Source organism: Edwardsiella piscicida (assembly GCF_021733145.1).
Lineage (GTDB): Bacteria > Pseudomonadota > Gammaproteobacteria > Enterobacterales > Enterobacteriaceae > Edwardsiella > Edwardsiella piscicida.
Window position 1 is genome coordinate 2,620,808 of record NZ_CP090968.1, and the last position, 21,519, is coordinate 2,642,326.

Genomic DNA, 21,519 nt, shown 5'->3' on the forward strand with positions numbered 1-21,519 from the left:
TTCATAGCATCACTGCCGCTACGCTAGATTACTCATAAGCATTATTCATATCGTTACAATTTCCTTACAGCCTCAAAACGGCTAAAATGGACAATATTTCCACTAAAAATTAAAGAGATGCTCTTCTCTGGCAATCAGGAACAATGTTGGAATGAATCCACGCTTAACCCGCGGCTATCGCAAAATAAGGCACTATCTACACGGGCGGCCGCGCTTTCTCTTTTCCATACTGATGGCCACCGTCATCTACCTCTGCCTTACGCCGTTTTTCTCCCCGGCGATCCGCCTGATGTTTGGCTGGAACGTCTTCGCCTGGCTGTATATCCTCTTTTTGCTGACCAAAATCGTTAACCGCAGGGCCCACGATATCCGCAAAATCACCCGGCTGGAGGATGAGAGCGCCAAGATGGTGATCTTCTTCGTCGTCATCGGCTGCTGCATCAGCGTGCTGGTGCTGTTTCTGGAGCTGGCCACCGCCGGGCAGACCAGCGGCCACCAAAAGATCCTGCACTTCATTATCACCGGCTCTACGCTGATCTCCTCCTGGCTGCTGCTGCCGATGGGCTTTACCATGCACTACGCCCATGTGTTCTACTCCAACCCCAAGACAGACGATCCCTGGCTGCTGTTTCCCGACAAGATCCAGGCGCCCTCCTACTGGGACTTTATGTACTTTTCGTTCACCATCGCCGTCGCCTCGCAGACCGCCGACGTCTGCGTCGGATCTCAGGAAATGCGCAAAATTGTCCTGCTGCAGTCGGTGATCTCCTTCGTGTTCAACATGACCATTCTCGGTCTGTCGATCAACGTCTGCGCCAGCCTGTTCTAAGCCCGCGCTCGGGGGCGCCGCCGCGGCGCCTCCCGGTTACTTCTGCGAGAAGCCTCACACTTCATCACTCTCTCCCGCCGTGTCTATTGTCTGTTCAGACGCGTAACGGTAAATTTACTCAAATCTGGTTTAAACCAAATGGATTATATCATGGAGACAGTTTCTACCGTCGAGCTGGCCAAAGAGCAGCTCAATCAATGGATTGACAATGGCATGATCGGCGCCGGCGGAAAGCTTCCCTCAGAGCGTGAGCTCAGCGAGCTGCTCGGCATCAAGCGGATGACCCTGCGTCAGGCGCTGCTCAATCTGGAGGGGGAGTCCAAAATCTTCCGCAAAGATCGCCGCGGCTGGTTTGTCGCCCTGCCGCGCTTTAACTACAACCCCAATGAGGCGACCAGCTATAAGCAGGCCGCCATCGAGCAGGGGCGCGTGCCCTCCTGGGGCTATCTGGAAAAACAGCGGGTGCTGGATGCGCCGCCGCGGATGCAGTCGCTATTGCAGGCCGACCCGCAGCAGGGGCTGTTCCGTATTCGCGGCTGGGGGGCGCTGGACGGCCACAAGGTGTTCTATCACGAAACCTATATCAACCCGCTGGTCGCCCCCGACTTTATCGACCATCTGGGCGAAAGCGCCTTTGCCGACGTGTGGAGCCAGCACTACCAGCGCCCGACGGTCACCCGGCATCTGGCGTTCAAGCCGACGCGGCTGAATGCCGAAGCCAGCCGGGTTATCGGCGGCAACTGCACGACGCCGGCGATCCAGGTGGAAAAGTTCCGTGCCGATATGCTGCGCAATATCCTGCAGATTGACATCGAATACTGGCGTTTTGAATCCGTAGATTTTTATATCGACCTATAAGGTAATTCCCATGACACCCGAACAGGCTACAAAAATCGTTGCGCGCGCCGACACGCTGCCGCTGTATCTGCACGCCTACGCTTACCACCTGAATATGCGTCTGGAGCGAATCCTTCCCGAGGATCTGCTGGAGATCGCCCATCGGCAGGGGCTGCACGGCGTAAAGGTTCACGTGCTGGATGGCGAAAGCCGCTCGCTGGCCCACGCCAGCGCCGAGCGGCTGACGCGCTTTGGCGCCGCGGCGCGTCGGCTGGGGCTGGATATTCACATTGAAACCAGCGCCTCAGATAGCGATGCCCTGGCGCAGGCCATCGCCATCGCCGAGGGCTGCGGCGCCAGCTCGGTACGCTTCTACCCGCGCTATGAGGGCGCCCTGAGTCAGGTGTTGAGCCAAATCCGCGCCGATATCCAGACGCTGCGCCAGCATCACCGGCACAGCGGGCTCCGCTTTACCCTGGAGCAGCATGAGGACCTGAAAAGCCACGAGCTGGCGGCGCTGATCGCCGAAAGCGACTTTCCCGCCCTCTCCCTGCTGTTCGACTTTGCCAACATGATCAACGCCAACGAAGAGCCGCTGCCGGCCCTGCGCGCGATGGCACCCCATGTCACTCAGGTGCACATCAAGGACGCGCGGATCACCCGCGAGGCCCGCGGGCTCGGGCACCAGGCCTGTATCTCCGGTCAGGGGGAGATGCCCATGCGCCAGCTGCTGACCGAGCTGATCTGCCTGGGCGAGACGCAGCCGCAGGTCACCGCCTATGGGCTGGAGGAGGAGGTCGACTACTACGCCCCGCCGCTGCGCTTTGCCGACGAGGGCGCCGATCCCTGGATCCCGTGGCGCGCGATGAGCGAAACTCCGCTCCCTCAGCGCGATCTGGCGCAGCGCTTGGCGCAGGAGCAGCAGGATGCGCTGAATCAAATCCACTATGTCCGCACGCTGGTTCAGGATATCAAGCGAGAAGCCTTAAATTTAATTAATTGATCGCCATTATTATTTTTTAATTTATTCCGCAGCGTCAGCGCGAATTATTCCTTCGGGAGTAAGGATGCCTGTCGACCCTACATAACGCCATGCCATACATTTTTATGTGTGTCGGGGGGACTTTATGCTAACGAAAAGAAAATGGGCCATCTTCAGTCTATTAATGCTATGCGGTGGCACGATTTATAAACTGCCATCGTTAAAAGATGCGTTCTATATTCCAATGCAGCAATATTTTCACTTAAGCAACGGTGAGATCGGCAATGCAATGTCGGTAAACTCGATTGTCACCACCATCGGATTTTTTCTCTCGATCTATTTTTCCGACCGCCTGCCGCGCAAATACACCATGTCCTTTTCGCTGATCGCCACCGGCCTGCTCGGCCTGTACCTGAGCACCATGCCGGGCTACTGGGGGATCCTGTTCGTCTGGGCGCTGTTCGGCGTGACCTGCGATATGCTCAACTGGCCGGTGCTGCTCAAATCCGTCAGCCTACTGGGCGATAATACCCAGCAGGGGCGTCTGTTCGGCTTCTTTGAGACCGGGCGCGGCGTGGTCGATACCGTCATCGCCTTTTCCGCGCTGGCGATCTTCGCCGGATTCGGCAGCGGCTATCTGGGGTTTAAGGCGGGGATCCTGTTCTACGCCGGCTGCGCCATCGTGATCGGCATCCTGATCCTGTTCGTCCTCCGCGCAGACGGCGATGCGCCCTCTGCGCCCGTCGCCAAGCCCGAGCAGGCCAAACCGGGCATCGGCAGCGTACTGAAGGACAAGACGGTCTGGCTGATCGCCTTCAGCGTCTTCTGCGTCTACGCCGTCTACTGCGGGCTCACCTTCTTTATTCCGTTCCTGAGCACCGTCTACGCCCTGCCCATCGCGCTGGTCGGCGCCTATGGCATCATCAACCAGTATTGCCTGAAAATGGTCGGCGGCCCCATCGGCGGGCTGATCGCCGATAAAATTCTCCGCTCACCGAGCCGCTACCTTTTTTACACCTTTATTCTCAGCGTACTGGCGCTGCTGCTGCTGATCGTACTGCCCCATGAGAAGATGCCGGTATACCTTGGCATGATGTGTACCCTGGGGTTCGGCGCCATCGTGTTCACCCAGCGCGCCGTCTTCTTCGCCCCCATCGGCGAAGCACGGATTGACGAGGCGCACACCGGCGCCGCCATGGCGCTGGGCAGCTTTATAGGCTACGCCCCGGCCATGTTCTGCTTTAGCCTGTACGGTCATCTGCTGGACGCCTATCCCGGGCTGCGCGGTTATCAGATCGTGTTTGCCCTGATGGCCTGCTTTGCCTGCCTGGGGATCATGGTCTCCGGTCTGCTGGTCAAGCGTATCCGTACCCAGCGCGCCGCCGCGCCGCAGCCGGCGCCGACCGACGCCTAAAAACGAAAGGCCCGCACCGCGGGCCCTCTATAAGCAAGACGCAAGCGCGGCGGAGACGCTCAGGTGCCGAAGCCGTTATAGGCGCGAATGTCGCTCGCCAGCGCATTCAGGGCCGGCTGCATATCCTGCAGCGTCAGCGGGGTCTGATCGTTGCGCAGCGGATTACCGGCGATCTTGCGCACCACCTTCAAGACCGGCTTATTGGTCGCCGCATCGATAAACTCCGCCTGCAGATAGATAGCGCTATCCAGCGTACGGTGCCCCGTCGCGGCCTGCGTCCCGGCGATCAGCAGCGTCACCGGCAACACCTCATAAAACTGCAGCCCCTTTTTCTCCGTGTCGATGGCGGTGATCGCCCCGCGGAAGATCAGCGTCTTACCGGTCGGCTTATCCACCAGCGGGTAGTGACTGGCCAACGCCGCCTTCACCCTATCGTTGGCGTATGCCAGGATCTGATCCAGCGTGCTTTGGCTGATCTGCGCCGTTGGCTTCGGACACGGCGCATAGATCACCGGTTGATAGATCAGGCTATTAAACTGCTTCATATCCACCCCGGGCGCCCGCCAGTACAGCACCGGCTGACCCGACGCCGTCGTTCCCCGGGTGACGTTTTCATAGGGGGTAAAATAATTGCCGTATTTGTCCTTCTCCGGCACCTTGGAGGCGCAGCCGGCCAGCAGCAGCAGCGCCGGCAGCACGACGCAGCCAATGACCTTACTCTTCAATCGTTTCATATTTTACCGATCCTTAAATAACATCTGAGTTGCCCGTTCGATGCCGCAATACGCGCGGAGGAGCAGCGCGGTAATAAGACGCAGCGGTGCCGCCAGCCTGCCGCAATAACAGGCTGTGCCATCCCTTATTTATCCTCTTCTCCATCAGACGCTTTATTTTCCAGCGGGGCGCTGGAGCCCATCCGAGAGACCCGCGAGCGTCAACGTAATCTAGACGCATGTCCGGGCCGCCCCCCACCGTTATTCCACCGCCGACGCCGCGGGATAATAACAGCGTAGCACACGCCTGACGCCGCGCTGGCCCGTTTATAGATGCGCGCGACGCCGCGGATAAACCGTTTGTCCAACACCCTGATGACGTTAAAAAAACCCCGCCAGGGGGCGGGGAAACGTCGTGCAGCGGTTATCTTTCGCCGCCATCATAATCTGCGCGCCAGGCGTCATCATCTGGTATTTTTGCTAAAGATAGATATCATTTTTGATATACCTCCTACTGGATCACCCGATGAAAGATTATAAGTTTGATGAGCTGCGTATCGCCCTGGCGATCGCCGGTCAGGGCAGCGTCACCCGGGCGGCGCAGCTGCTGCAGATGCCACAGCCCAACGTGTCGCGCACCCTGGGCAGCCTAGAACGCCGTCTGGGGCTGGCGCTCTTTGTCCGCCACCGGCAGGGGCTGATCCCCAGCGAATTCGGCCAGCGTTTCCTGGCTCAGGCCGAGCTCATGCTGGAGCAGCATCGCGCCCTGCAGAGCTTCTCCGACAGCTACAAGCGCAGCCTGCAGGGCGGCGTGACGCTGGGTGCCCCCATCGCTATCCACGCGCTGCTGGCCCGCCATCTGCTCCCCGCGCTGCAGCGCGACATGCCCGGCCTGATCCTCGATCTGCGCACCCGGAACCCCAGCGCCACGGAGCGCCAGTACGGCGCCATCTTCGACAGCGACTGCGATCTGCTGATCAGCCCCTTTCAGCCGCAGAACGAAAGCCTGATCGCCCGCCCGCTGGTCAACTTTCGCATGGGGATCTTCGCCGCGCCGGCGTATCTGGATCGTCGCCCGCTGACGCTGGCCCAGGCCGCCGATCTGGACGGACACGACTGCATCACCCTCAGCATGCTCGGCGGGCAGCGCAACCGCTGGCAGTTTCCCGACGCCCAGGGCCACCTCCAGCAGTGCGAGGTCAGCGGCGTCTGCATCTGCGACAATCTGCTGCCGGCCATCGAGCTGGCTCGTCAGGGGATCGGGCTGCTCTACGCCCCCTTCTACGCAGTGGCCGCCGATCTGCAGGCGGGCACCCTGCGCACCTGTCTCGCCCACGCCGACGGCCTGTCGATGAACAGCTACCTGATTTACCGCCAGCGCAGCACCCTGCCACACCGAGTACAGGCGGTGATGGAGGCCATCGCCAGCCAGCTGCCGCGCATCCTGCCCTGACGCGCGGCAGCCGCCGCCCCGCACCCGCAGACTATTCGCCGATACGACCACGCGGGCGGTTTTTTCTGCGTGGACAGCGCTATTTCCGCACAATTTTATCCTCACCGTCAAAATCGACTTGAGGCGTTGGCTAAAAACGCGTAGATATTAATATCAAAAAAGAAAGCTTCGGCGTTTAACATAAATCCGATGAATCATTCAGCCTTTTTTTAAATAAAATCTAAATTGGCATCGCCAACGTATTTTTATTATCCTGCACCAGTCGCATAGACAGACACGTTGACCATAAATAAATTATGGATGGAATGTTAATTTTATACGGATATTAAATTTAATTAAGGTGAGACATATGCTGCATAAGAAAAGTATCTTGGCATTAGCATTAATCACGGCGCCGCTGTTCGTGCAGGCCGCCGTAACGCAGGGTCAGTTAACGTTTACCTGGCAAGCCACGGTGCCTGCGACAGATGTACTCAGTGGCGCCTGGAAATTTACCGATCCAACCGGCGGTGATTATACGCCGAGCGTTATCGCTCTGCAGGCGAGCATTAACGATGATAAATCATTGGATCTGGTGACACAGACACCGGCAACCTTTGAGATCCGCAGCGTAAACGCGAATAATCTGAACTCCGTTTCGGCCTATCTGGCCAGCGTCCCGAGCGGCACCGGTATCACTAAGCCGTTGACGCTGAAAACCACGCTGGCGGCGCCTGGAGAAGACGAGGTGATCGTGGTTCTCAATGACCAGGCGCTGAACTCTGGCAGCAACAACGCCATCACGATCCAAAACAATGTGAATAATACCGCTACCAGCATGTCGCTGGCGCTGTATGCTAAGGTTGCGACGAATAATTATACCCCGGGCGGCAGTATCAGCTTCACGACGCCGGTTATTTTCTCGGTTAATGTCGCTGATTCCATTTCCTCTTAATCGTCCGCGGCCACTCTTGCTGTAGTTTTGTAGTAACGCCTTATTGAACAAATCAATTACGTTATCAAGCAAGCATTGATATTGCATATAGAGCTGACGATAAATCCTTATATTAACGGCAAGCATGATTAGCCGCTCGCCGTTATTTAAAACGCGCCGAATTATTTATTATGGTATATTATCGATGATGAAATATGCTCTGCTTTTGTGGCTATTGATTATCTATAGCCAGTCTGGCTTCGCCTTCAGCGTAGATTCGCTATTCAAGGTAGATGGAGAGAATAGCCGTTTCTTCGTGTTGAAAAATCCAGAGCGTGATCCGATTTATCTCGCTATCACCCTAAGCGAACTCCAGCGCAAGGCGGGGGGAGGATATCACGAGACGCCCTTCCTCGCCGCGGAGTTCCTGAACTGGCCGCTGTATATCGATCCGCCCGATGTGGTGGTCGATGCGGAAGGCGAGGTGCGCGTCTCGGTGATACGGGCCAATCGCGTGCCGGAATACGATCGGATCATCGGCGTCTCGTTTATTCCCGATGCGCTGCGCCAGCAGCAGGAGCAGCCAGACAGCAATGTCGCTATCTCTATCGGCTATAAATCGTGGTACATCATCCCCGGCAGCCTGCCTATCAAGGGTGAGCCGACGGCCTGGGTGGGCGACGGAAAGATCCACTTCAACAACCAGAGCTCGCGGGTCCTGCGTTTCGAGATGGATCTCTGCCAGGGCGTCAGCGAAGAAAAGGCCAAGGCGCTGTGCTACGGCGAATCCATATTGCTCCCCGGTAATCACAAGATCATCGATGTCCCTTTAGGCGCCAACGTCCGTCAGGGTCGGGTCACCTTTTCCGCACTCAGCGGCAGCTACAACAAAGCGATTGCGCTGCAACCTGCGCACTAATAGACGATGGAACACGCTGGTTTAGTTTAGCCAGTGTCTTTGTATAAATGCTTATGAATATGAACGCCCGCCTCAACAAACTAAAATTAAAGCGGAGATATTTACCGCTCTTATTTCTGCCGCTGGCGGCCTGGGCTGATAATCCCCCAGCAACGCAGACGCTGGCCAACAATAGCCCTCCCCCGATGACGATTGCCGCGACGAATACGGCGACGCTGGCCATGGCGCGCGGCATGGCGCTAGCATCGGGAGAACTGCTGGCGCATTCGCGCTACGGCAAGATATTAACCCCCAGCGCCATGGCGCTGACGCTGGTGATCCCCCAGTTGGCCGAAGCGCAGATGGAGGGCGCACTGGCGCTCGACAGCGTGCAGATCGGCGATGAGCGTGCGGTGATCCGTTTCCTGCGGCAGGCCGGACTGGCGCCGGAGTATGCCCGTCAGGCCGCGACACAGCTGGCGCAGGGGGTGAATCATGACGCCCGCTGCAAGGGGAGCCGCAGCCAGTGCGTGGTGAACAGCGACGGCATGGCGGTGGTCATCGACTACTATGCGCGCCAGGTGCGCCTGTTCTTCGCCCCGGCATGGTTTATCCGCGATGAGCGTCAGGTGGAATATCTGCAGAGCGGCAGCGGCCGCATGGCGCTGATCAACCACGCCAGCCTCTCCGCCAACCGCTACAGCAGCGGCAGCAGCATCTACGCCCGCGATTACGGCCTGCTCGGCCTGCCCGGCGGCTACCTGAAATATGACGCCTCCGCCAACGAAACGCGGGTCGATGTCAGCGACTTCAACTATGTTTTTCAGCGCGGTTGGCTCAAGGCGCAGCTGGGCGCCATCGGCAATGGCTACGACTTTAACCCCTCGACGCAGCGCAGCCTGTTCCGTAACAGCCAGATGAGCGGCGCCATGGTGGGGAACTCCGCGGAGCTACGGGTACGCGACCGCAGCGATCGCAGCTACGGCTACTACGCCCCCCTGCCGGGGGTCCTTGAGGTGTGGCGTGACGATAAGCTGCTGCTGCGGCGCAGCGTGACGGCAGGCCGGGGGGAGCTCTCCTACCAGACGTTACCGAGCGGGATCTATCAGGCGCAGGTACAGATAAAGGGGTTGAATGATGAGATCTTCTCCAGCCAGTCGCTGCTGATCGTCAACGATGGCCCCGCGCTAGAGGGAGTGAGCAGCCATATCACCGCCGCCCATCTGGACAGGCACGGCTACTATGGCAATAGCTGGATGAGCGAGCTGGGCGTCACCGTGCCCGTCGGCCCGCGTCTGAGTCTCTCCGCCCTGGGGAACTACGTGAGCGGAGATAACGGCGAGTGGCTGGGCACCCTGGGCGCGGACTGGCGCAGCGGCGACATCACCCTGTCGATGCTGCAGACCCTGGGTAACAACGGCTACCTGAAGAGCGATGCCATCGCCACCCTCTACCCGCTGTCGCTGCAGTTTACCCAGGAGCGCTACCGCCAGCGCAACAGTCGCGCGATCGACGCCCCCGCGCTGACGTTAACGCCGGAGGATGTCCTGGCGCCGGCAACGCTGCCGGACTACCGCCGCGATAATCCCGGCGAGACCCTGACCCGCCGCAGTCTGCTGGCAAACTACAGTGTGTCCCTGACGACGAATCACTCCCTGCAGCTGGGCTATCAATGGTTTGATGAGCGCGCGCAGCGTAGCAACAACTACAATGTAACCCTGTTTAGCCGCCTGTGGTGGGAGATCAACCTGACCGCGGGCGTGAATTATACCCGCCGCAATCTCTGGAGTGCCAATCTCGGCCTCTCGATTCCGTTCGGTAGCCTGCAGGCGAGCAGCTACTACCTACAGCAGAATCACGGACGCTGGCGTAGCCAGAACACGCTCAATTACACCCAGAACCTTGGCGAGGCCTGGTCGGTCAACGCCCAGGCGGGCCAGCAGTTTGCCAATAACGGCCCGCAGAGCAGCCTCTCGTTCGGCGGGACCTATCAGGGTCCCATCGATGCCCGTAGCCAGATCTATCTGGCCAGCGACCAGCACGGCGTCACGGGCAGCCTGGATCTGCAGTCCCATCAGGTGGTTTCCGCGCAGGGGATCTCGTTCCACAGCGCTAGCGAGCTGGGCCAGAACGCCATTCTGCGTCTGCCCCCGCAGCCCACAGGCGAGGTTCAGCTGGCGTTAAAAGATCAGGCCAGCGGCCATACCCGCTATTACGCCCAGGGAGAGGGGCGGATCGTCGCCCTGCCGGCCTACAGCCGCTACCAGCTGGAGGGGCGCCTGATCGGCAGCGACAGGGTCTTCGATAACCACCAGTCCCACTACCGACGTCAGGTGGATCTGCTGCCGGGGCGGATGATCGACGCCGGGCGCCCGGTGTTCTCGGTGCGCAATCAGGCGGTGCTGGTCCGGCGTGACGGCAAGGCCATCGATCAATTGCGCTGCGAGGGCGCCGGCTGCATCAACGTGCGGCGGGTACAGGAGGGGCTGTTTATTCTGCAGCTACAGCAAAATGGGGCGATCCATCTGCTTTCCGACGGTGAGCGCTGTGCCACGCTGCCCTCGGCAACGGCACTCCCCGCCGATCAACTACCCATCGTGGAGTGTCAGCGTGAAAAAGTATAGACCCCCCCTCGGGCTGGTATTCCTTCTGCTGGCGGGGGCGGCCTCGGCCGCGACAATCACCAATAATAGCCAACGAATAGAGGAGACGCTGCTGCTGACCGCCGATATCGATCTGGGCCAGAGTGTCGTCGCGCCGCTGGAGGTGATCAGCAATACCCCGCCCTTTCAGCATATCCTCTGGGACAGCGCGACCCGACGCTTCAGTGAGATGAGGATCTCGCTGCGCGCGCTGAGCGGGAGTCACGGCCAGCCGCTGCTGCTGGATATCCTCAGCGACAGCTACCTCTGCGCCAGCGTCTCCCCCCAGGCCAGCGCACAGATCACCTTCTCCGCGATCAATGCGGGATACACCTACGCTGTCGAGACCGGCGGGCGCACGGTCGCCACGCTGCGCTCAGGCGGCGCGACGCGGCATACCTTTGAGACCGGGCAATGGCAGTATTCAGGCGCGCTTTCCGGCGCCGAGCGCGGCAAATATCTGCTGGATTTTTTACTCAGGGTGACGCTGCCCGATATCGCGGAGAAGCTACCTGACCATCCGGCGCCGGTAATCTGCGACGGGCAGGTGATACTGATGGTCAGTACGCCGCTCGCGGCCTCATCGTAACCCCGGCAATGACGGCTCACCGCCGGGCCCCCCGCGCTAAGACGTGCGGCTAAGGGCGGCGGGCCCGGGGCCTGTCTAACCGTTCAACCTCGTGGGTAGGAAAATGTTATCGAAGAAAATAAAGCGCCTCTCTGTTACCACTCGCACGCGTTGGCTCTGCTTTCTGCTGAGCGTATCCATTGTCTCACCGCTGTGGGCGGTACGGATCGGCGTCAATACGTATAATGACATTGCAAGGATTGCCTATGGTGACAATATAGATACGATTGATGGCGGTATCATCCGTGCTAATGACGGCTATAGCAGCATCACCGGCTTTCAGTTAAATGACGTTGGTGATAGCGCCGGACGTCACTTCCGCGATAACAGCTTATTCAGCGTTACGCTGACCGGTTATCAACATGGGCAGACCATCCAACTGCCCGTTAAACTGGGGCAGACGACCTTCAATACTCGGTCGAATAGGGCAACACATTTTAATGATAATAATACGGTCGTCAATAATGGCTGCGTTAGCATAGAGCCGTCGACCATTTATCTTCCCATCGGAGAGCAAACGGTCGATATCGTGCCGGGTAACAATATCAGCCAAAACTGCAGCGGAAATAGCGTCGAATTCCGTTACACTGATATTAAGCCCGCGCAGGGTATCCGCCGTGAGGTGCTGTTCGATCTCCCCTCTATGATGCGCACCGAGGCGTATCAGCGACTGCCGCCCGATCTCTACTTTTTCCAGGGCAGCGTATCGGGCCTGGAGCACTGGAAAGCCCGCGTCGGCGGCTCACGCGATTTTCCCCTGCCCCTTACTATCAACATTCGTAAGCAGGCCTACTTCACCGGGCTCTCCCTGCCCGCAACCACCCTGCCGCTGAGGGTCACCTATGCCGATCAGCGGGTACGGGGCAGCGCCTCAATGCCGATAACCCTGCAAGGGGCCTTCGACCCGACCTTTGGCCAGGTCAGACTCAGCGCGCGCTCCAGCGGCGGCTTCTCGCTGCGCAGTGGCAGCAGCGAAGTACCCTATCGGGCCGAGGCGGTGGTCAATCAGCGGCGCTACGCGCTCAATGACGGCAGCAGCGCCAGCGCACCGGTCGTATTGGGGAACCTTAACGATGTGCGCCAGATCCCCCTGCAGCTGGAGGTGACGTTCGATAGCCCCCGCAGCCAGATTAGCGTCAGCGGGAGCTATCGCGATAACCTGACGCTGATCGCCGAGGTGCCACTGGTATAGACTGACACAATACCGCCGGCGCATCCAATAATGCGATCCGATGCCCGGCGATGATCGCCGGGCGCTATTCCACGGCGGCATATCTCGTCGCCGCGCGGTCGCGGCGGGACCGCGCCGGGTGCGTCCAGGCGCAGGGGCATCCCTCTTTATTGGTGGGCATGGCATCGAGGGGAAATACCACACGAACGTAATATGATCATCCCTTATTTATATGATTTATTCTTATTAAATAAAACACTAATCCATATCGATCTATTTTTATAAATAAAAATAAAAACATCTTGTTGATATCCATCGCCATTATTCCTTTCACTCCCCCAGCCCGAATAACCGCCGCGTCATAAACGGCGCCATCATTGATCTGACGCAGTTTTTAGCCGCCATTTTGGCGTAGTTTTATCCACAATCTCATTTTTATTGTTTGCTGCCCCGCCCTATCCCACCGCGGTGGGCCGCCGGGCCGCCATTTTTTTATCGATGAACCCATACTGCCTCGCCCTACGGGTGGCGGTAGGTTTTACGGTTGTCTCTTTTCCCTGTACAACAACTGATAAAGAAGCAATATGATGAGCAAAAATCAACGTGATATGACGCAGCCACCGGATCTGGGCGCCGCCTCAGGCACCGGCCCTATCCGCAGCCAACGCCCCGTCTATCGGGATTCCCTGCCCCCCTGTAATCATGCCTGCCCCGCCGGCGAAAACATTCAGGCCTGGCTGGCGCTGGTGCAAGCGCAGCGCTATGAAGAGGCCTGGCAAAGCCTGATCGCCAACAACCCGATGCCGGCGATCCACGGCCGCGTCTGCTACCATCCCTGCGAACAGGCCTGCAATCGCCTGCAGGCCGATCAGCCGGTCAGCATTCACGCCGTCGAGCGCTTCCTGGGTGACATGGCGCTGGAGCAGCGCTGGAAACCCCGCATCGACGCCGTCGACAGCGGTAAAAAGGTGCTGGTGATCGGCGCCGGCCCCTCCGGTCTCTCCTGCGCCTGGCACCTGCGCCGCCTGGGCCACCGGGTTGAGATCCGCGAGGCGGGACCGATGCCCGGCGGGATGATGCGCTTCGGTATTCCCGCCTACCGCATGCCGCGCGACATCCTCGACCGGGAAATCGACACCCTCCTCTCCACCGGCATCACCCTCACCCTGAACCATAAAGTCGACGACGTGCAGCAAGAGATGCACGACGGCGGCTTCGACGCCGTCTTTATGGCTATCGGCGCCCATCTGGCGAAAAAAACCGATATTCCGGCGCGCGAGGCGGGGAAAATCCTGGACGCCGTCGGCTATCTGGCCGCCGTCGAACGCGGTGAGGCGCCGAAGCTGGGGCGGCGGGTCGCCATTTACGGCGGGGGGAACACCGCCATGGACGCCGCGCGCACCGCGCGACGCCTCGGCGCCGACGAGGCGATGATCATCTACCGCCGCGACATGGCGCATATGCCGGCCCACGCCTTTGAGGCCGAAGAGGCCATGGAGGAGGGGATCAAGATCAACTGGCTGCGCACCATCCGCAACATTGACAGCACCACCGTGACCGTAGAGCAGATGACCATCGACGATCAGGGGCGCCCGCAGCCGACCGGCCGCTTTGAGACGCTGCAGGCCGACAGCCTGATCCTGGCGCTGGGCCAGGACGTCGATACCCGAGTGCTGACGCGTATTCCGGGGATCACCGTACGCCCGGACGGCATCGTCGAGGTAGATGAACATATGATGACCGGCGTGCCCGGGCTGTTCGCCGGCGGCGACATGGTGCCCTCCGAGCGCACCGTCACCATCGCCACCGGCCACGGTAAAAAAGCGGCGCGTCACATCGACGGCTGGCTGCGTGGCCACCCCTATCACAAAGCGCCCAGCGGGCCGACGCTGGCGTACCCGCGCCTGCACCTGTGGTTCAACACCGACGCCGACGCCACCCGTCAGCCGGAGGTGTCACCGGCGCAGCGCTGCGGATTTGACGAAATCATCGGTGGGCTAAGCAGCGAACAGGCGACCTATGAGGCCGCCCGCTGCTACTCCTGCGGTAACTGCTTCGAGTGCGACGGCTGCTACGGCGCCTGTCCGGAGGGGGCGGTGATCAAGCTGGGCAAAGGGCTGCATTACCGCTTCGATTACGATAAATGCACCGGTTGCCAGGCCTGCTACCTGCAGTGCCCATGTCATGCCATTGAAATGATTGCCGAGGAGAACGCCCGATGAGCCAGCCGGATAATGATGTCATGGTCGACGGTAATGAGGCCGCCGCCTGGGTCGCCTATAAACTGAGCGAGGTCTGCGCGATTTACCCCATCACCCCCAGCTCTACCATGGCGGAGCTGGCGGACGAGTGGGCCAGCCGCCATATCGCCAACCTGTGGGGCAACGTTCCCGCCATTATGGAGATGCAGCATGAGGGGGGCGCCGCCGGGACGGTGCACGGCGCCCTGCAGGCGGGCGCCCTGAGCACCACCTTCACCTCGTCGCAGGGGCTGATGCTGATGCTGCCCAATATGTATAAAATCGCCGGCGAGCTGACCAGCGCGGTGTTCCACGTTGCCTCCCGCTCCCTGGCTACCCAGGGGCTGTCGATCTTTGGCGACCACCAGGACGTGATGGCGGCCCGCAGCACCGGCTTTGCCATGCTGAGCAGCGCCTCGGTTCAGCAGGCGCAGGATCTGGCGCTGATCGCCCACGCGGCGACCCTGGAGTCACGCATCCCCTTTGTCCACTTCTTCGACGGTTTCCGTACCTCGCACGAGGTCAACAAAATCCATACGCTGAGCGAAGACGATCTGCGTGAGATGATCGATGACGAGCTGGTGTTGGCCCACCGCGCACGCGCGCTGAATCCGGACCGCCCGGTGATGCGCGGCACCGCGCAGAACCCGGATACCTATTTCCAGGGGCGCGAGAGCGTCAACGCCTACTACCAGCGCGTACCGGGTATCGTCGAGCGCCATATGGCCCGCTTTGCCGAGCTGACCGGGCGCCGTTATCGCCTGGTGGAGTACGACGGTCCGGCCGACGCCCGCCACGTGGTGGTGGTGATGGGCTCCGCCGCCGCCACCCTGCGTCAGACCGCCGCCCTGCTCAACCGGGACGGCGGCAGCAATGGCGTGCTGACGCTGCACCTCTACCGCCCCTTCCCCAGCGAGGCTTTTCTGAATGCGCTGCCCGCCGCCTGCCAGGTGGTCACGGTGCTCGATCGCACCAAAGAGCCGGGCGCGCAGGGGGAGCCGCTGTATCAGGATGTGCTGGCGACCCTGGTCTATGGAGTGCAGCACGGCCTGCGCGCCGCGCTGCCGCGCCTGAGCGGCGGGCGCTACGGTCTCTCCTCCAAAGAGTTTACCCCGGCGATGGCCCGCGCCGTATTCGAACAGCAGCAGGCCGCCAGCGCGCGTCCGTTCTTTACCATCGGCATCCACGACGACGTCAGCGGGCTGAGCCTCCCCTGGGACGCCGACTGGAAGCCCGAACCTGACGATCAGATCCGCGCCCTGTTCTTCGGCCTCGGCGCCGACGGCACCGTCGGCGCCAACAAGAACAGCATTAAGATTATCGGCGGGCTGCCCGACTTCTACGCCCAGGGCTATTTCGTCTATGACTCGCGCAAGTCGGGATCGCGCACCACCTCGCACCTGCGCTTTGGGCCACGCCCCATCGACTCCCCCTACCTGATCGGCAGCGCCAACTTTATCGGCTGCCACCAGTTCAACTTTGTCCACACGCTGGATATGCTGGAGCACGCGCGGCCCGGCGCCACTTTCCTGCTCAACAGCCCCTACCCGGCCGAGGCGGTCTGGTCCCATCTGCCGGCGGCGATGCAGCGGCAGATCCGCGCAAAAGCCCTGGCGTTTTATGTCATCGACGCCGCCGCGGTCGCGCAGGAGGTCGGCATGGGCAGCCGCATCAATACCATCATGCAGACCTGCTTTTTTGCCCTCTCCGGCGTGATGGACAAGGAGAAGGCGATCGCGCTCATCAAGAGCAGCATCCGCAAGACCTACGGGAAGAAGGGAGAGGAGGTGGTGCAGAAGAACTTTCTGGCCGTCGATAAAACCCTGGAGCATCTGCATGCGGTGACGCCGCCGGCGACGGACACCCTCTCGGAGGAGCAGGGCTGGCACCTGCCGACAACGGCGCCGCGCTTCGTACGCGAGGTCACCGCGCCGATGCTGCTCGACCGCGGCGAACGGATTCCGGTCTCGCTGCTGCCGGCCGACGGCACCTATCCCACCGGCACCACCCGCTTTGAAAAACGCAATATCGCCCTGGAGATCCCCGCCTGGCGCCCGGATCTGTGCATCCAGTGCGGCAACTGCGCCTTTGTCTGCCCCCATGCCGCCATCCGCGCCAAGTTTTACCATCAGGATCTGCTCGACGGCGCGCCGCAGGATTTCCGCTCTGCGCCGATCAGCGCGCGCGGTTTCCCGGAGACCCGCTATACCCTGCAGGTCTACCCGGAGGATTGCACCGGCTGTGGGCTGTGCGTTGAGGCCTGTCCGGTGCGTCATACGGAGGCGGGTCAGCCCACCCCGCAGCGCGCCATCAGCATGCAGGACAAGCTGCCGCTGCTCGAGGCCGAAAAGCGGGCGCTGGCGTGGTTTGAGCACCTGCCATGGCCGAATCGGGCGCGGGTCGACTTCTCCAACGTGCGCGGCGTACAGTTCCTTGAGCCGCTGTTTGAGTTCTCCGGCGCCTGCAGCGGCTGCGGCGAGACGCCGTACCTGAAGACCCTCACCCAGCTGTTCGGCGACCGGATGATGGTGGCTAACGCCACCGGCTGCTCCTCTATCTACGGCGGCAACCTGCCGACCACCCCCTGGAGCCACAACGCCGAAGGGCGGGGCCCGGCCTGGTCCAACTCGCTGTTTGAGGACAACGCCGAATTCGGCCTGGGCTTCCGCCTGGCCGCCGATAAACACCTGGCGATGGCGCAGAGCCAGCTACAGGCGCTGGCGCCCCAGATCGGCGCCGATCTGGTCGCCGAGATCCTGCAGGCTCCGCAGCAGCAGGAAAGTCAGATCTGCGCCCAGCGCACCCGTCTGCAGCAGGTGCGCGATCGCCTGAGCCGCCTGCGCGGCGCGCAGATCGATAGCCTGCTGAGCCTGCTGGATCACCTGGTGCGTCGGTCGGTGTGGATCATCGGCGGCGACGGCTGGGCCTACGATATCGGCTCCTCCGGGCTGGACCACGTGCTGGCCTCCGGGCGCGATGTGAACGTACTGGTCATGGATACCGAGGTCTACTCCAACACCGGCGGGCAGATGTCCAAGTCGACCCCGCTGGGCGCCGTGGCCAAGTTTGCCGCCGGCGGCAAGACGATGGCGAAGAAGGATATCGCCCTGCAGGCCATCGCCTACGGCGATGTCTACGTGGCCCGCATCGCCTTTGGCGCCAACCCGCAGCAAACGCTGGAGGTACTGCGCGAGGCCGAGGCCTATCCGGGGCCGTCGCTGATCATCGCCTACAGCCACTGTATCGCCCACGGCATCGATATGCGCCAGGGGCTGATGCAGCAGAAGCGGGCGGTCTACGCCGGCCACTGGCCGCTGATCCGCTATAACCCGGTGCTGCGGGAGCGGCATGTCAATCCGTTCCTCCTCGACAGCCTGCGTCCATCGCTGCCGCTGCTGGAGTACCGTCAGCATGAAACCCGCTACCAGGCGCTGATGCGCGCCCACCCGCAGGAGGCGCAGCGCATGATGGCGATTGCCCAGCAGGTGGTCGATCTGAAGTGGGCGGAGTACGAGGCGATGGCGCGCCGCGACGAGCGCGCCTTCCCGGATACACACTGATCCCGCGTGCCTATCCCTCTACAGCACACCGCCCGGTTCAACCGGGCGGTGTGCTATTCTCGCTATGAGTTCACGCGGCGGTTCCACGGCATCTTCATCAGGAGACGCGCCATACCGCAAAAGCCGCTGATCCCGGCAAACAGCAGACCGGCGCCGACCACGCCGGAGATCAGGAAGAACCCCGGCGCCACGCCATAGCCCAAGATAACCCCCAGCAGCACCAGCGCACCGGCGGCAATCTGTACCTGACGCATCAGCGGCAGGGGCTGACGCCGATCCTCCACCGTCGGCAGACCGGCCTGCTTCCAGGCCGCCAGCCCCCCCTGCATCACATAGGCCTGGCCCGGTGCCACCCGCGAGGCCAGCAGCGCCGCGTTGCTATCCGAGCGCATCCCGGACTGACACATAAAAATGACCGCCCCCGACGGCGGCGGCGTCAGCGGCATCCCCTGCTGCCAGGCGGAAAGCGGCGCCAGCGTCGCCTCGGCAACGTGTTCACGCGCATACTCCTGCGCATCGCGGATATCGATCAGCCGGGCGCCCTGCGCCAGCATCTCGCTGGCCTGACGCGGTGTAAGGGTATTCACCTGCATAGCTGCCTCCCGTTACGGACAATAGTGGGTTTTGAGCGTGGCGATGATCTGGGCGATCGCCGGGTTATGGATCCTGTACCGTACGTGGGTGCCCTCCCGCTCACTGGCGATCAGCCCTTCGGCGCGCATCTTGGCCAGATGTTGGGAGGTCGCCGAAGGCGTTAGACCGACGGCGCGGGCCAGCTCGCCGGCCCCGGCGCGCGGCTGCCCCAGCAGAATGCACAGGATCAGCAGACGCTGGGGATGGCCCATGGCCTTCAGCAGCGCCGATGCCCGATCGGCGCTGGCCTGCAGGTGCTGTAGCGAAGGACGTTCTTCCATCGGCCTCACCTCTATTTTAGCAAATTCTTAATTAAGCAAATACTAAAATAAAGACGGCGCAGGCGCAAGCGCCGAGGTATCGCCGCGGCGGCAAGCAAACGGGACAGCGTAGAGAACGTCCCCGCGGCGGGCCTTGGCGCCGCGCGGGGAGACGGCGGGATCAGCGTCCCGCGGAGCGGACCACCGACTCGCCCAGCTGCCATACGGCCATGGCGTAGTGGGTGCTGTGGTTATAGCGGGTGATCGTGTAGAAGTTGGACAGGCCGTACCAGTACTGGTAACCGCTGCCGACGTCAAGGCGCAGCAGGCTGACCTGACGCTCGTCCGCCAGCGCGCGCTGGGGCGATAGCCCGGCCTGCGCCAGCTCGCTCACCGAGTAGCGGGTCTTGAAGCCGTTATCCAGCCCCGGCGCCTGGCCGTTGGCCTGCACCGCGACCGCGGCGCCAGGCGTCCAGCCGTGCCCTTTAAAATAGCTGGCCACGCTGCCGATGGCGTCCACCGGATCCCACAGGTTCACGTGGCCGTCGCCGTTAAAGTCGACCGCATAGGCCTGAAACGCCGAGGGCATAAACTGACCGTAGCCCATGGCACCGGCGAACGAGCCGCGCAGCGTCAGCGGATCCTTCCCCTCCTCACGCGCCATCAGCAGATAGGTTTGCAGCTCGCCGCGGAAGTAGTCGGCGCGGCGCGGGTAGGCGAAGGCCAGCGTGGCCAGCGCATCGATGATGCGCGTCTTGCCCATCACCCGTCCCCAGCGGGTCTCCACCCCGATGATACCGACGATGATCTCCGGCGGCACCCCGTAGATCTGCTGCGCCCGCAGCAGCTCGGCATAGTACTGGTTATAAAACTGCACGCCGTTCTGAATGTTGTCCGGCGTAATAAACTTGTCGCGATAGCGCAGCCAGGCGCCGTTTGGCCCGGCGGCCGGCCGGCCGGTCGGCGCCTGCCGATCCATCAGGCGCAGCACATAGTCCAGACGCTGGGTCTGCGACAGCACCGTCTCCAGCTGGCGGCGCTCGAATCCATGCTCACGCACCATCGTGTCGATAAACTGGGCGGCGGCGGGGCTATAGACAAAATCGCCGGTCGGCTGATACTGCGCGTGCTCGGGCGCCAGCGTAAAGCCCCCCGACTGGCTACAGCTCAGCGCCTGCTCCGCCGTCTCCGGCGCCGCGGTTTTCGGTTTATGGCTGCTACAGGCGCTCAGCATCGCTACCAGGGGGAGCAGCACGATTAATTGACGCATTGGACTTCCATTTAACGAGGTCAAAAATAGGGTATCGCTATGGTAGAACATTGCCCGCGGCGAAAACATCCCCGAAAGCGGTTCCTGGACGCATCGGCGGCGATCGCCGAGCGCCGCCGATGCGTTTGCGCAAACTCTGTCCATCCGCGCCGCGCGGACGCAACCTTTTTCACATCGGCCTGCGGACAGGAGATGATTTTTTATAAACCGTTAACAATGGCACATTGTTGATCGCCCTAACGCAGAGTAAAATGGCCGGCGCCGAGGCGGAAATACCGCGCCCGGCGCACCGTAGGGCGGCTCAAGCCGCTTTCCGGCTGTGAAAATCGTTACACGTCTATGCCCCCTGCACGTTGCGCAAACGCCGCGGCGTTTCCCGTTCGGGTGGGGTCAGCGTCGGCGTAACCCACGTTTTCATACCGCCCGCGATAATCTCAACGCCGTTAACCGTCGCGCCTGTCCCCTGGGGTCAGCCGCACACCGATCTTCGGGTTATAAAAAATGAATCAAGTACAAGACGAAACCTATTGGAAATTCTATAACACCGCCAATGGCCAGTGGCGCTGGTGCCAAGTGGAGTCGACCGGATATATTATTTGCTGCTCTGGCACCACCTTTCGCCAGCGCGCCGACTGTATCCGCGATGCCCAGGCGCACGGCTATGAAAGCCCTCTGGCGCTGAGCCACGCCTGAGTTTACCGTTTCGGAGGCCGATGTCCCTCGGCCTTCGCACCTTATTCCTTCCCCTATTCTGCTCCCTTTCACCCCCGCGCTTTTCTGCGCCTTTTAGCGTATTTATTACTATCACATATCTATTAATCAGATAATTCACACCGCCAATACGTTCGCGCTCGATAGCCGTATCCGACCGACGATAAACGCGCCATTACCCTGTATTTGCTGCGCCTTCTCTGCTGGTTTATCACGCAATAACGCGTCTCGTTGCATCCTATACAAGCGCAATCAGTGATCCTTTCTGCAAGATCGATAAAACATTACCAAATGTAACATCGCGCACGGAGCGCTCCATTATTATTCATAGGCATTGTTGTTTATATGCAAACCCATTTGTCTGT

General features: G+C 60.9%; 17 protein-coding genes. 13 read left to right on the plus strand and 4 right to left on the minus strand.

The genetic code is table 11. From position 1 onward, the window contains the following. The first annotated feature begins 151 nt into the window (after positions 1–151). The 4 genes from L1P05_RS11900 to L1P05_RS11915 all read left to right on the plus strand — a co-directional run bounded on the left by L1P05_RS11900 (position 152) and on the right by L1P05_RS11915 (position 4,062). Positions 152–829: a DUF1345 domain-containing protein gene (locus L1P05_RS11900; protein WP_012849316.1), complete on the plus strand. Its 678-nt coding sequence runs from the start codon at positions 152–154 to the stop codon at positions 827–829. Between the two features lie 150 nt (positions 830–979). Then, positions 980–1,687 carry a GntR family transcriptional regulator gene (locus L1P05_RS11905; protein WP_012849317.1) on the plus strand — a complete coding sequence of 236 codons (708 nt, stop codon included), beginning with the start codon at positions 980–982 and terminating at the stop codon, positions 1,685–1,687. A gap of 10 nt (positions 1,688–1,697) precedes the next feature. Continuing rightward, the gene (locus L1P05_RS11910; protein ID WP_012849318.1) at positions 1,698–2,669 is read left to right on the plus strand and encodes a sugar phosphate isomerase/epimerase family protein; all 972 of its coding nucleotides are present in this window, start codon (positions 1,698–1,700) and stop codon (positions 2,667–2,669) included. 124 nt (positions 2,670–2,793) lie between these two features. Then, positions 2,794–4,062 (plus strand): MFS transporter, encoded by a 1,269-nt coding sequence (locus L1P05_RS11915; protein ID WP_012849319.1) that lies wholly within the window; start codon positions 2,794–2,796, stop codon positions 4,060–4,062. A 59-nt stretch (positions 4,063–4,121) separates the two neighbouring features. On the opposite strand, the gene L1P05_RS11920 is transcribed toward L1P05_RS11915, so the two are convergent. Further along, the gene (locus L1P05_RS11920; protein WP_012849320.1) at positions 4,122–4,796 is read right to left on the minus strand and encodes a DUF3313 domain-containing protein; all 675 of its coding nucleotides are present in this window, start codon (positions 4,794–4,796) and stop codon (positions 4,122–4,124) included. 505 nt (positions 4,797–5,301) lie between these two features. On the opposite strand from L1P05_RS11920, the gene L1P05_RS11925 reads away from it, so the two are divergent. The 8 genes from L1P05_RS11925 to nifJ all read left to right on the plus strand — a co-directional run bounded on the left by L1P05_RS11925 (position 5,302) and on the right by nifJ (position 18,280). Next, positions 5,302–6,228 carry a LysR family transcriptional regulator gene (locus L1P05_RS11925; protein ID WP_012849322.1) on the plus strand — a complete coding sequence of 309 codons (927 nt, stop codon included), beginning with the start codon at positions 5,302–5,304 and terminating at the stop codon, positions 6,226–6,228. A 349-nt stretch (positions 6,229–6,577) separates the two neighbouring features. Further along, positions 6,578–7,162: a hypothetical protein gene (locus L1P05_RS11930; RefSeq protein ID WP_012849323.1), complete on the plus strand. Its 585-nt coding sequence runs from the start codon at positions 6,578–6,580 to the stop codon at positions 7,160–7,162. 184 nt (positions 7,163–7,346) lie between these two features. Beyond that, positions 7,347–8,060 (plus strand): hypothetical protein, encoded by a 714-nt coding sequence (locus L1P05_RS11935; RefSeq protein WP_015683423.1) that lies wholly within the window; start codon positions 7,347–7,349, stop codon positions 8,058–8,060. A gap of 185 nt (positions 8,061–8,245) precedes the next feature. Continuing rightward, the gene (locus L1P05_RS11940) at positions 8,246–10,663 is read left to right on the plus strand and encodes a TcfC E-set like domain-containing protein (RefSeq protein WP_015683424.1); all 2,418 of its coding nucleotides are present in this window, start codon (positions 8,246–8,248) and stop codon (positions 10,661–10,663) included. Beyond that, positions 10,650–11,270 (plus strand): hypothetical protein, encoded by a 621-nt coding sequence (locus tag L1P05_RS11945; RefSeq protein WP_012849326.1) that lies wholly within the window; start codon positions 10,650–10,652, stop codon positions 11,268–11,270. The genes L1P05_RS11940 and L1P05_RS11945 overlap by 14 nt, the downstream gene beginning before the upstream one ends. Positions 11,271–11,373: 103 nt before the next feature. Continuing rightward, entirely contained in the window at positions 11,374–12,501 is a 1,128-nt protein-coding gene (locus L1P05_RS11950) for a hypothetical protein (RefSeq protein ID WP_012849327.1), read from the plus strand. 563 nt (positions 12,502–13,064) lie between these two features. Continuing rightward, a complete protein-coding gene (locus tag L1P05_RS11955) occupies positions 13,065–14,702 on the plus strand; it encodes an NAD(P)-binding protein (protein WP_012849329.1) in 1,638 nt (545 codons plus the stop codon). Then, the gene (gene nifJ / locus L1P05_RS11960) at positions 14,699–18,280 is read left to right on the plus strand and encodes a pyruvate:ferredoxin (flavodoxin) oxidoreductase (RefSeq protein WP_012849330.1); all 3,582 of its coding nucleotides are present in this window, start codon (positions 14,699–14,701) and stop codon (positions 18,278–18,280) included. Before L1P05_RS11955 ends, nifJ begins: the two co-directional genes overlap by 4 nt. 62 nt (positions 18,281–18,342) lie before the next feature. Here the strand turns inward: nifJ and L1P05_RS11965 are convergent, their stop codons facing one another. From L1P05_RS11965 to mltB, 3 genes are all read right to left on the minus strand, one after another. Continuing rightward, positions 18,343–18,873: a rhodanese family protein gene (locus L1P05_RS11965; RefSeq protein ID WP_012849331.1), complete on the minus strand. Its 531-nt coding sequence runs from the start codon at positions 18,871–18,873 to the stop codon at positions 18,343–18,345. Positions 18,874–18,885: 12 nt separating this feature from the next. Then, on the minus strand, positions 18,886–19,194 hold the full coding sequence (locus L1P05_RS11970; RefSeq protein ID WP_012849332.1) for an ArsR/SmtB family transcription factor: 309 nt from the start codon (positions 19,192–19,194) through the stop codon (positions 18,886–18,888). 160 nt (positions 19,195–19,354) lie between these two features. Next, entirely contained in the window at positions 19,355–20,443 is a 1,089-nt protein-coding gene (gene mltB, locus L1P05_RS11975) for a lytic murein transglycosylase B (protein ID WP_034168680.1), read from the minus strand. A 501-nt stretch (positions 20,444–20,944) separates the two neighbouring features. Between mltB and L1P05_RS11980 the strand changes: the two genes are divergently transcribed. After that, the gene (locus tag L1P05_RS11980; protein WP_012849335.1) at positions 20,945–21,136 is read left to right on the plus strand and encodes a hypothetical protein; all 192 of its coding nucleotides are present in this window, start codon (positions 20,945–20,947) and stop codon (positions 21,134–21,136) included. Positions 21,137–21,519: the final 383 nt, after the last annotated feature.

Bases quoted from the DNA above. Each gene is read 5' to 3' on its own strand.
- L1P05_RS11900 (WP_012849316.1), top strand. From the start codon at position 152: ATGAATCCACGCTTAACCCGCGGCTATCGCAAAATAAGGCACTATCTA.
- L1P05_RS11905 (WP_012849317.1), top strand. From the start codon at position 980: ATGGAGACAGTTTCTACCGTCGAGCTGGCCAAAGAGCAGCTCAATCAA.
- L1P05_RS11910 (WP_012849318.1), top strand. From the start codon at position 1,698: ATGACACCCGAACAGGCTACAAAAATCGTTGCGCGCGCCGACACGCTG.
- L1P05_RS11915 (WP_012849319.1), top strand. From the start codon at position 2,794: ATGCTAACGAAAAGAAAATGGGCCATCTTCAGTCTATTAATGCTATGC.
- L1P05_RS11920 (WP_012849320.1), bottom strand. From the start codon at position 4,796: ATGAAACGATTGAAGAGTAAGGTCATTGGCTGCGTCGTGCTGCCGGCG.
- L1P05_RS11925 (WP_012849322.1), top strand. From the start codon at position 5,302: ATGAAAGATTATAAGTTTGATGAGCTGCGTATCGCCCTGGCGATCGCC.
- L1P05_RS11930 (WP_012849323.1), top strand. From the start codon at position 6,578: ATGCTGCATAAGAAAAGTATCTTGGCATTAGCATTAATCACGGCGCCG.
- L1P05_RS11935 (WP_015683423.1), top strand. From the start codon at position 7,347: ATGATGAAATATGCTCTGCTTTTGTGGCTATTGATTATCTATAGCCAG.
- L1P05_RS11940 (WP_015683424.1), top strand. From the start codon at position 8,246: ATGACGATTGCCGCGACGAATACGGCGACGCTGGCCATGGCGCGCGGC.
- L1P05_RS11950 (WP_012849327.1), top strand. From the start codon at position 11,374: ATGTTATCGAAGAAAATAAAGCGCCTCTCTGTTACCACTCGCACGCGT.
- L1P05_RS11955 (WP_012849329.1), top strand. From the start codon at position 13,065: ATGATGAGCAAAAATCAACGTGATATGACGCAGCCACCGGATCTGGGC.
- nifJ (WP_012849330.1), top strand. From the start codon at position 14,699: ATGAGCCAGCCGGATAATGATGTCATGGTCGACGGTAATGAGGCCGCC.
- L1P05_RS11965 (WP_012849331.1), bottom strand. From the start codon at position 18,873: ATGCAGGTGAATACCCTTACACCGCGTCAGGCCAGCGAGATGCTGGCG.
- L1P05_RS11970 (WP_012849332.1), bottom strand. From the start codon at position 19,194: ATGGAAGAACGTCCTTCGCTACAGCACCTGCAGGCCAGCGCCGATCGG.
- mltB (WP_034168680.1), bottom strand. From the start codon at position 20,443: ATGCGTCAATTAATCGTGCTGCTCCCCCTGGTAGCGATGCTGAGCGCC.
- L1P05_RS11980 (WP_012849335.1), top strand. From the start codon at position 20,945: ATGAATCAAGTACAAGACGAAACCTATTGGAAATTCTATAACACCGCC.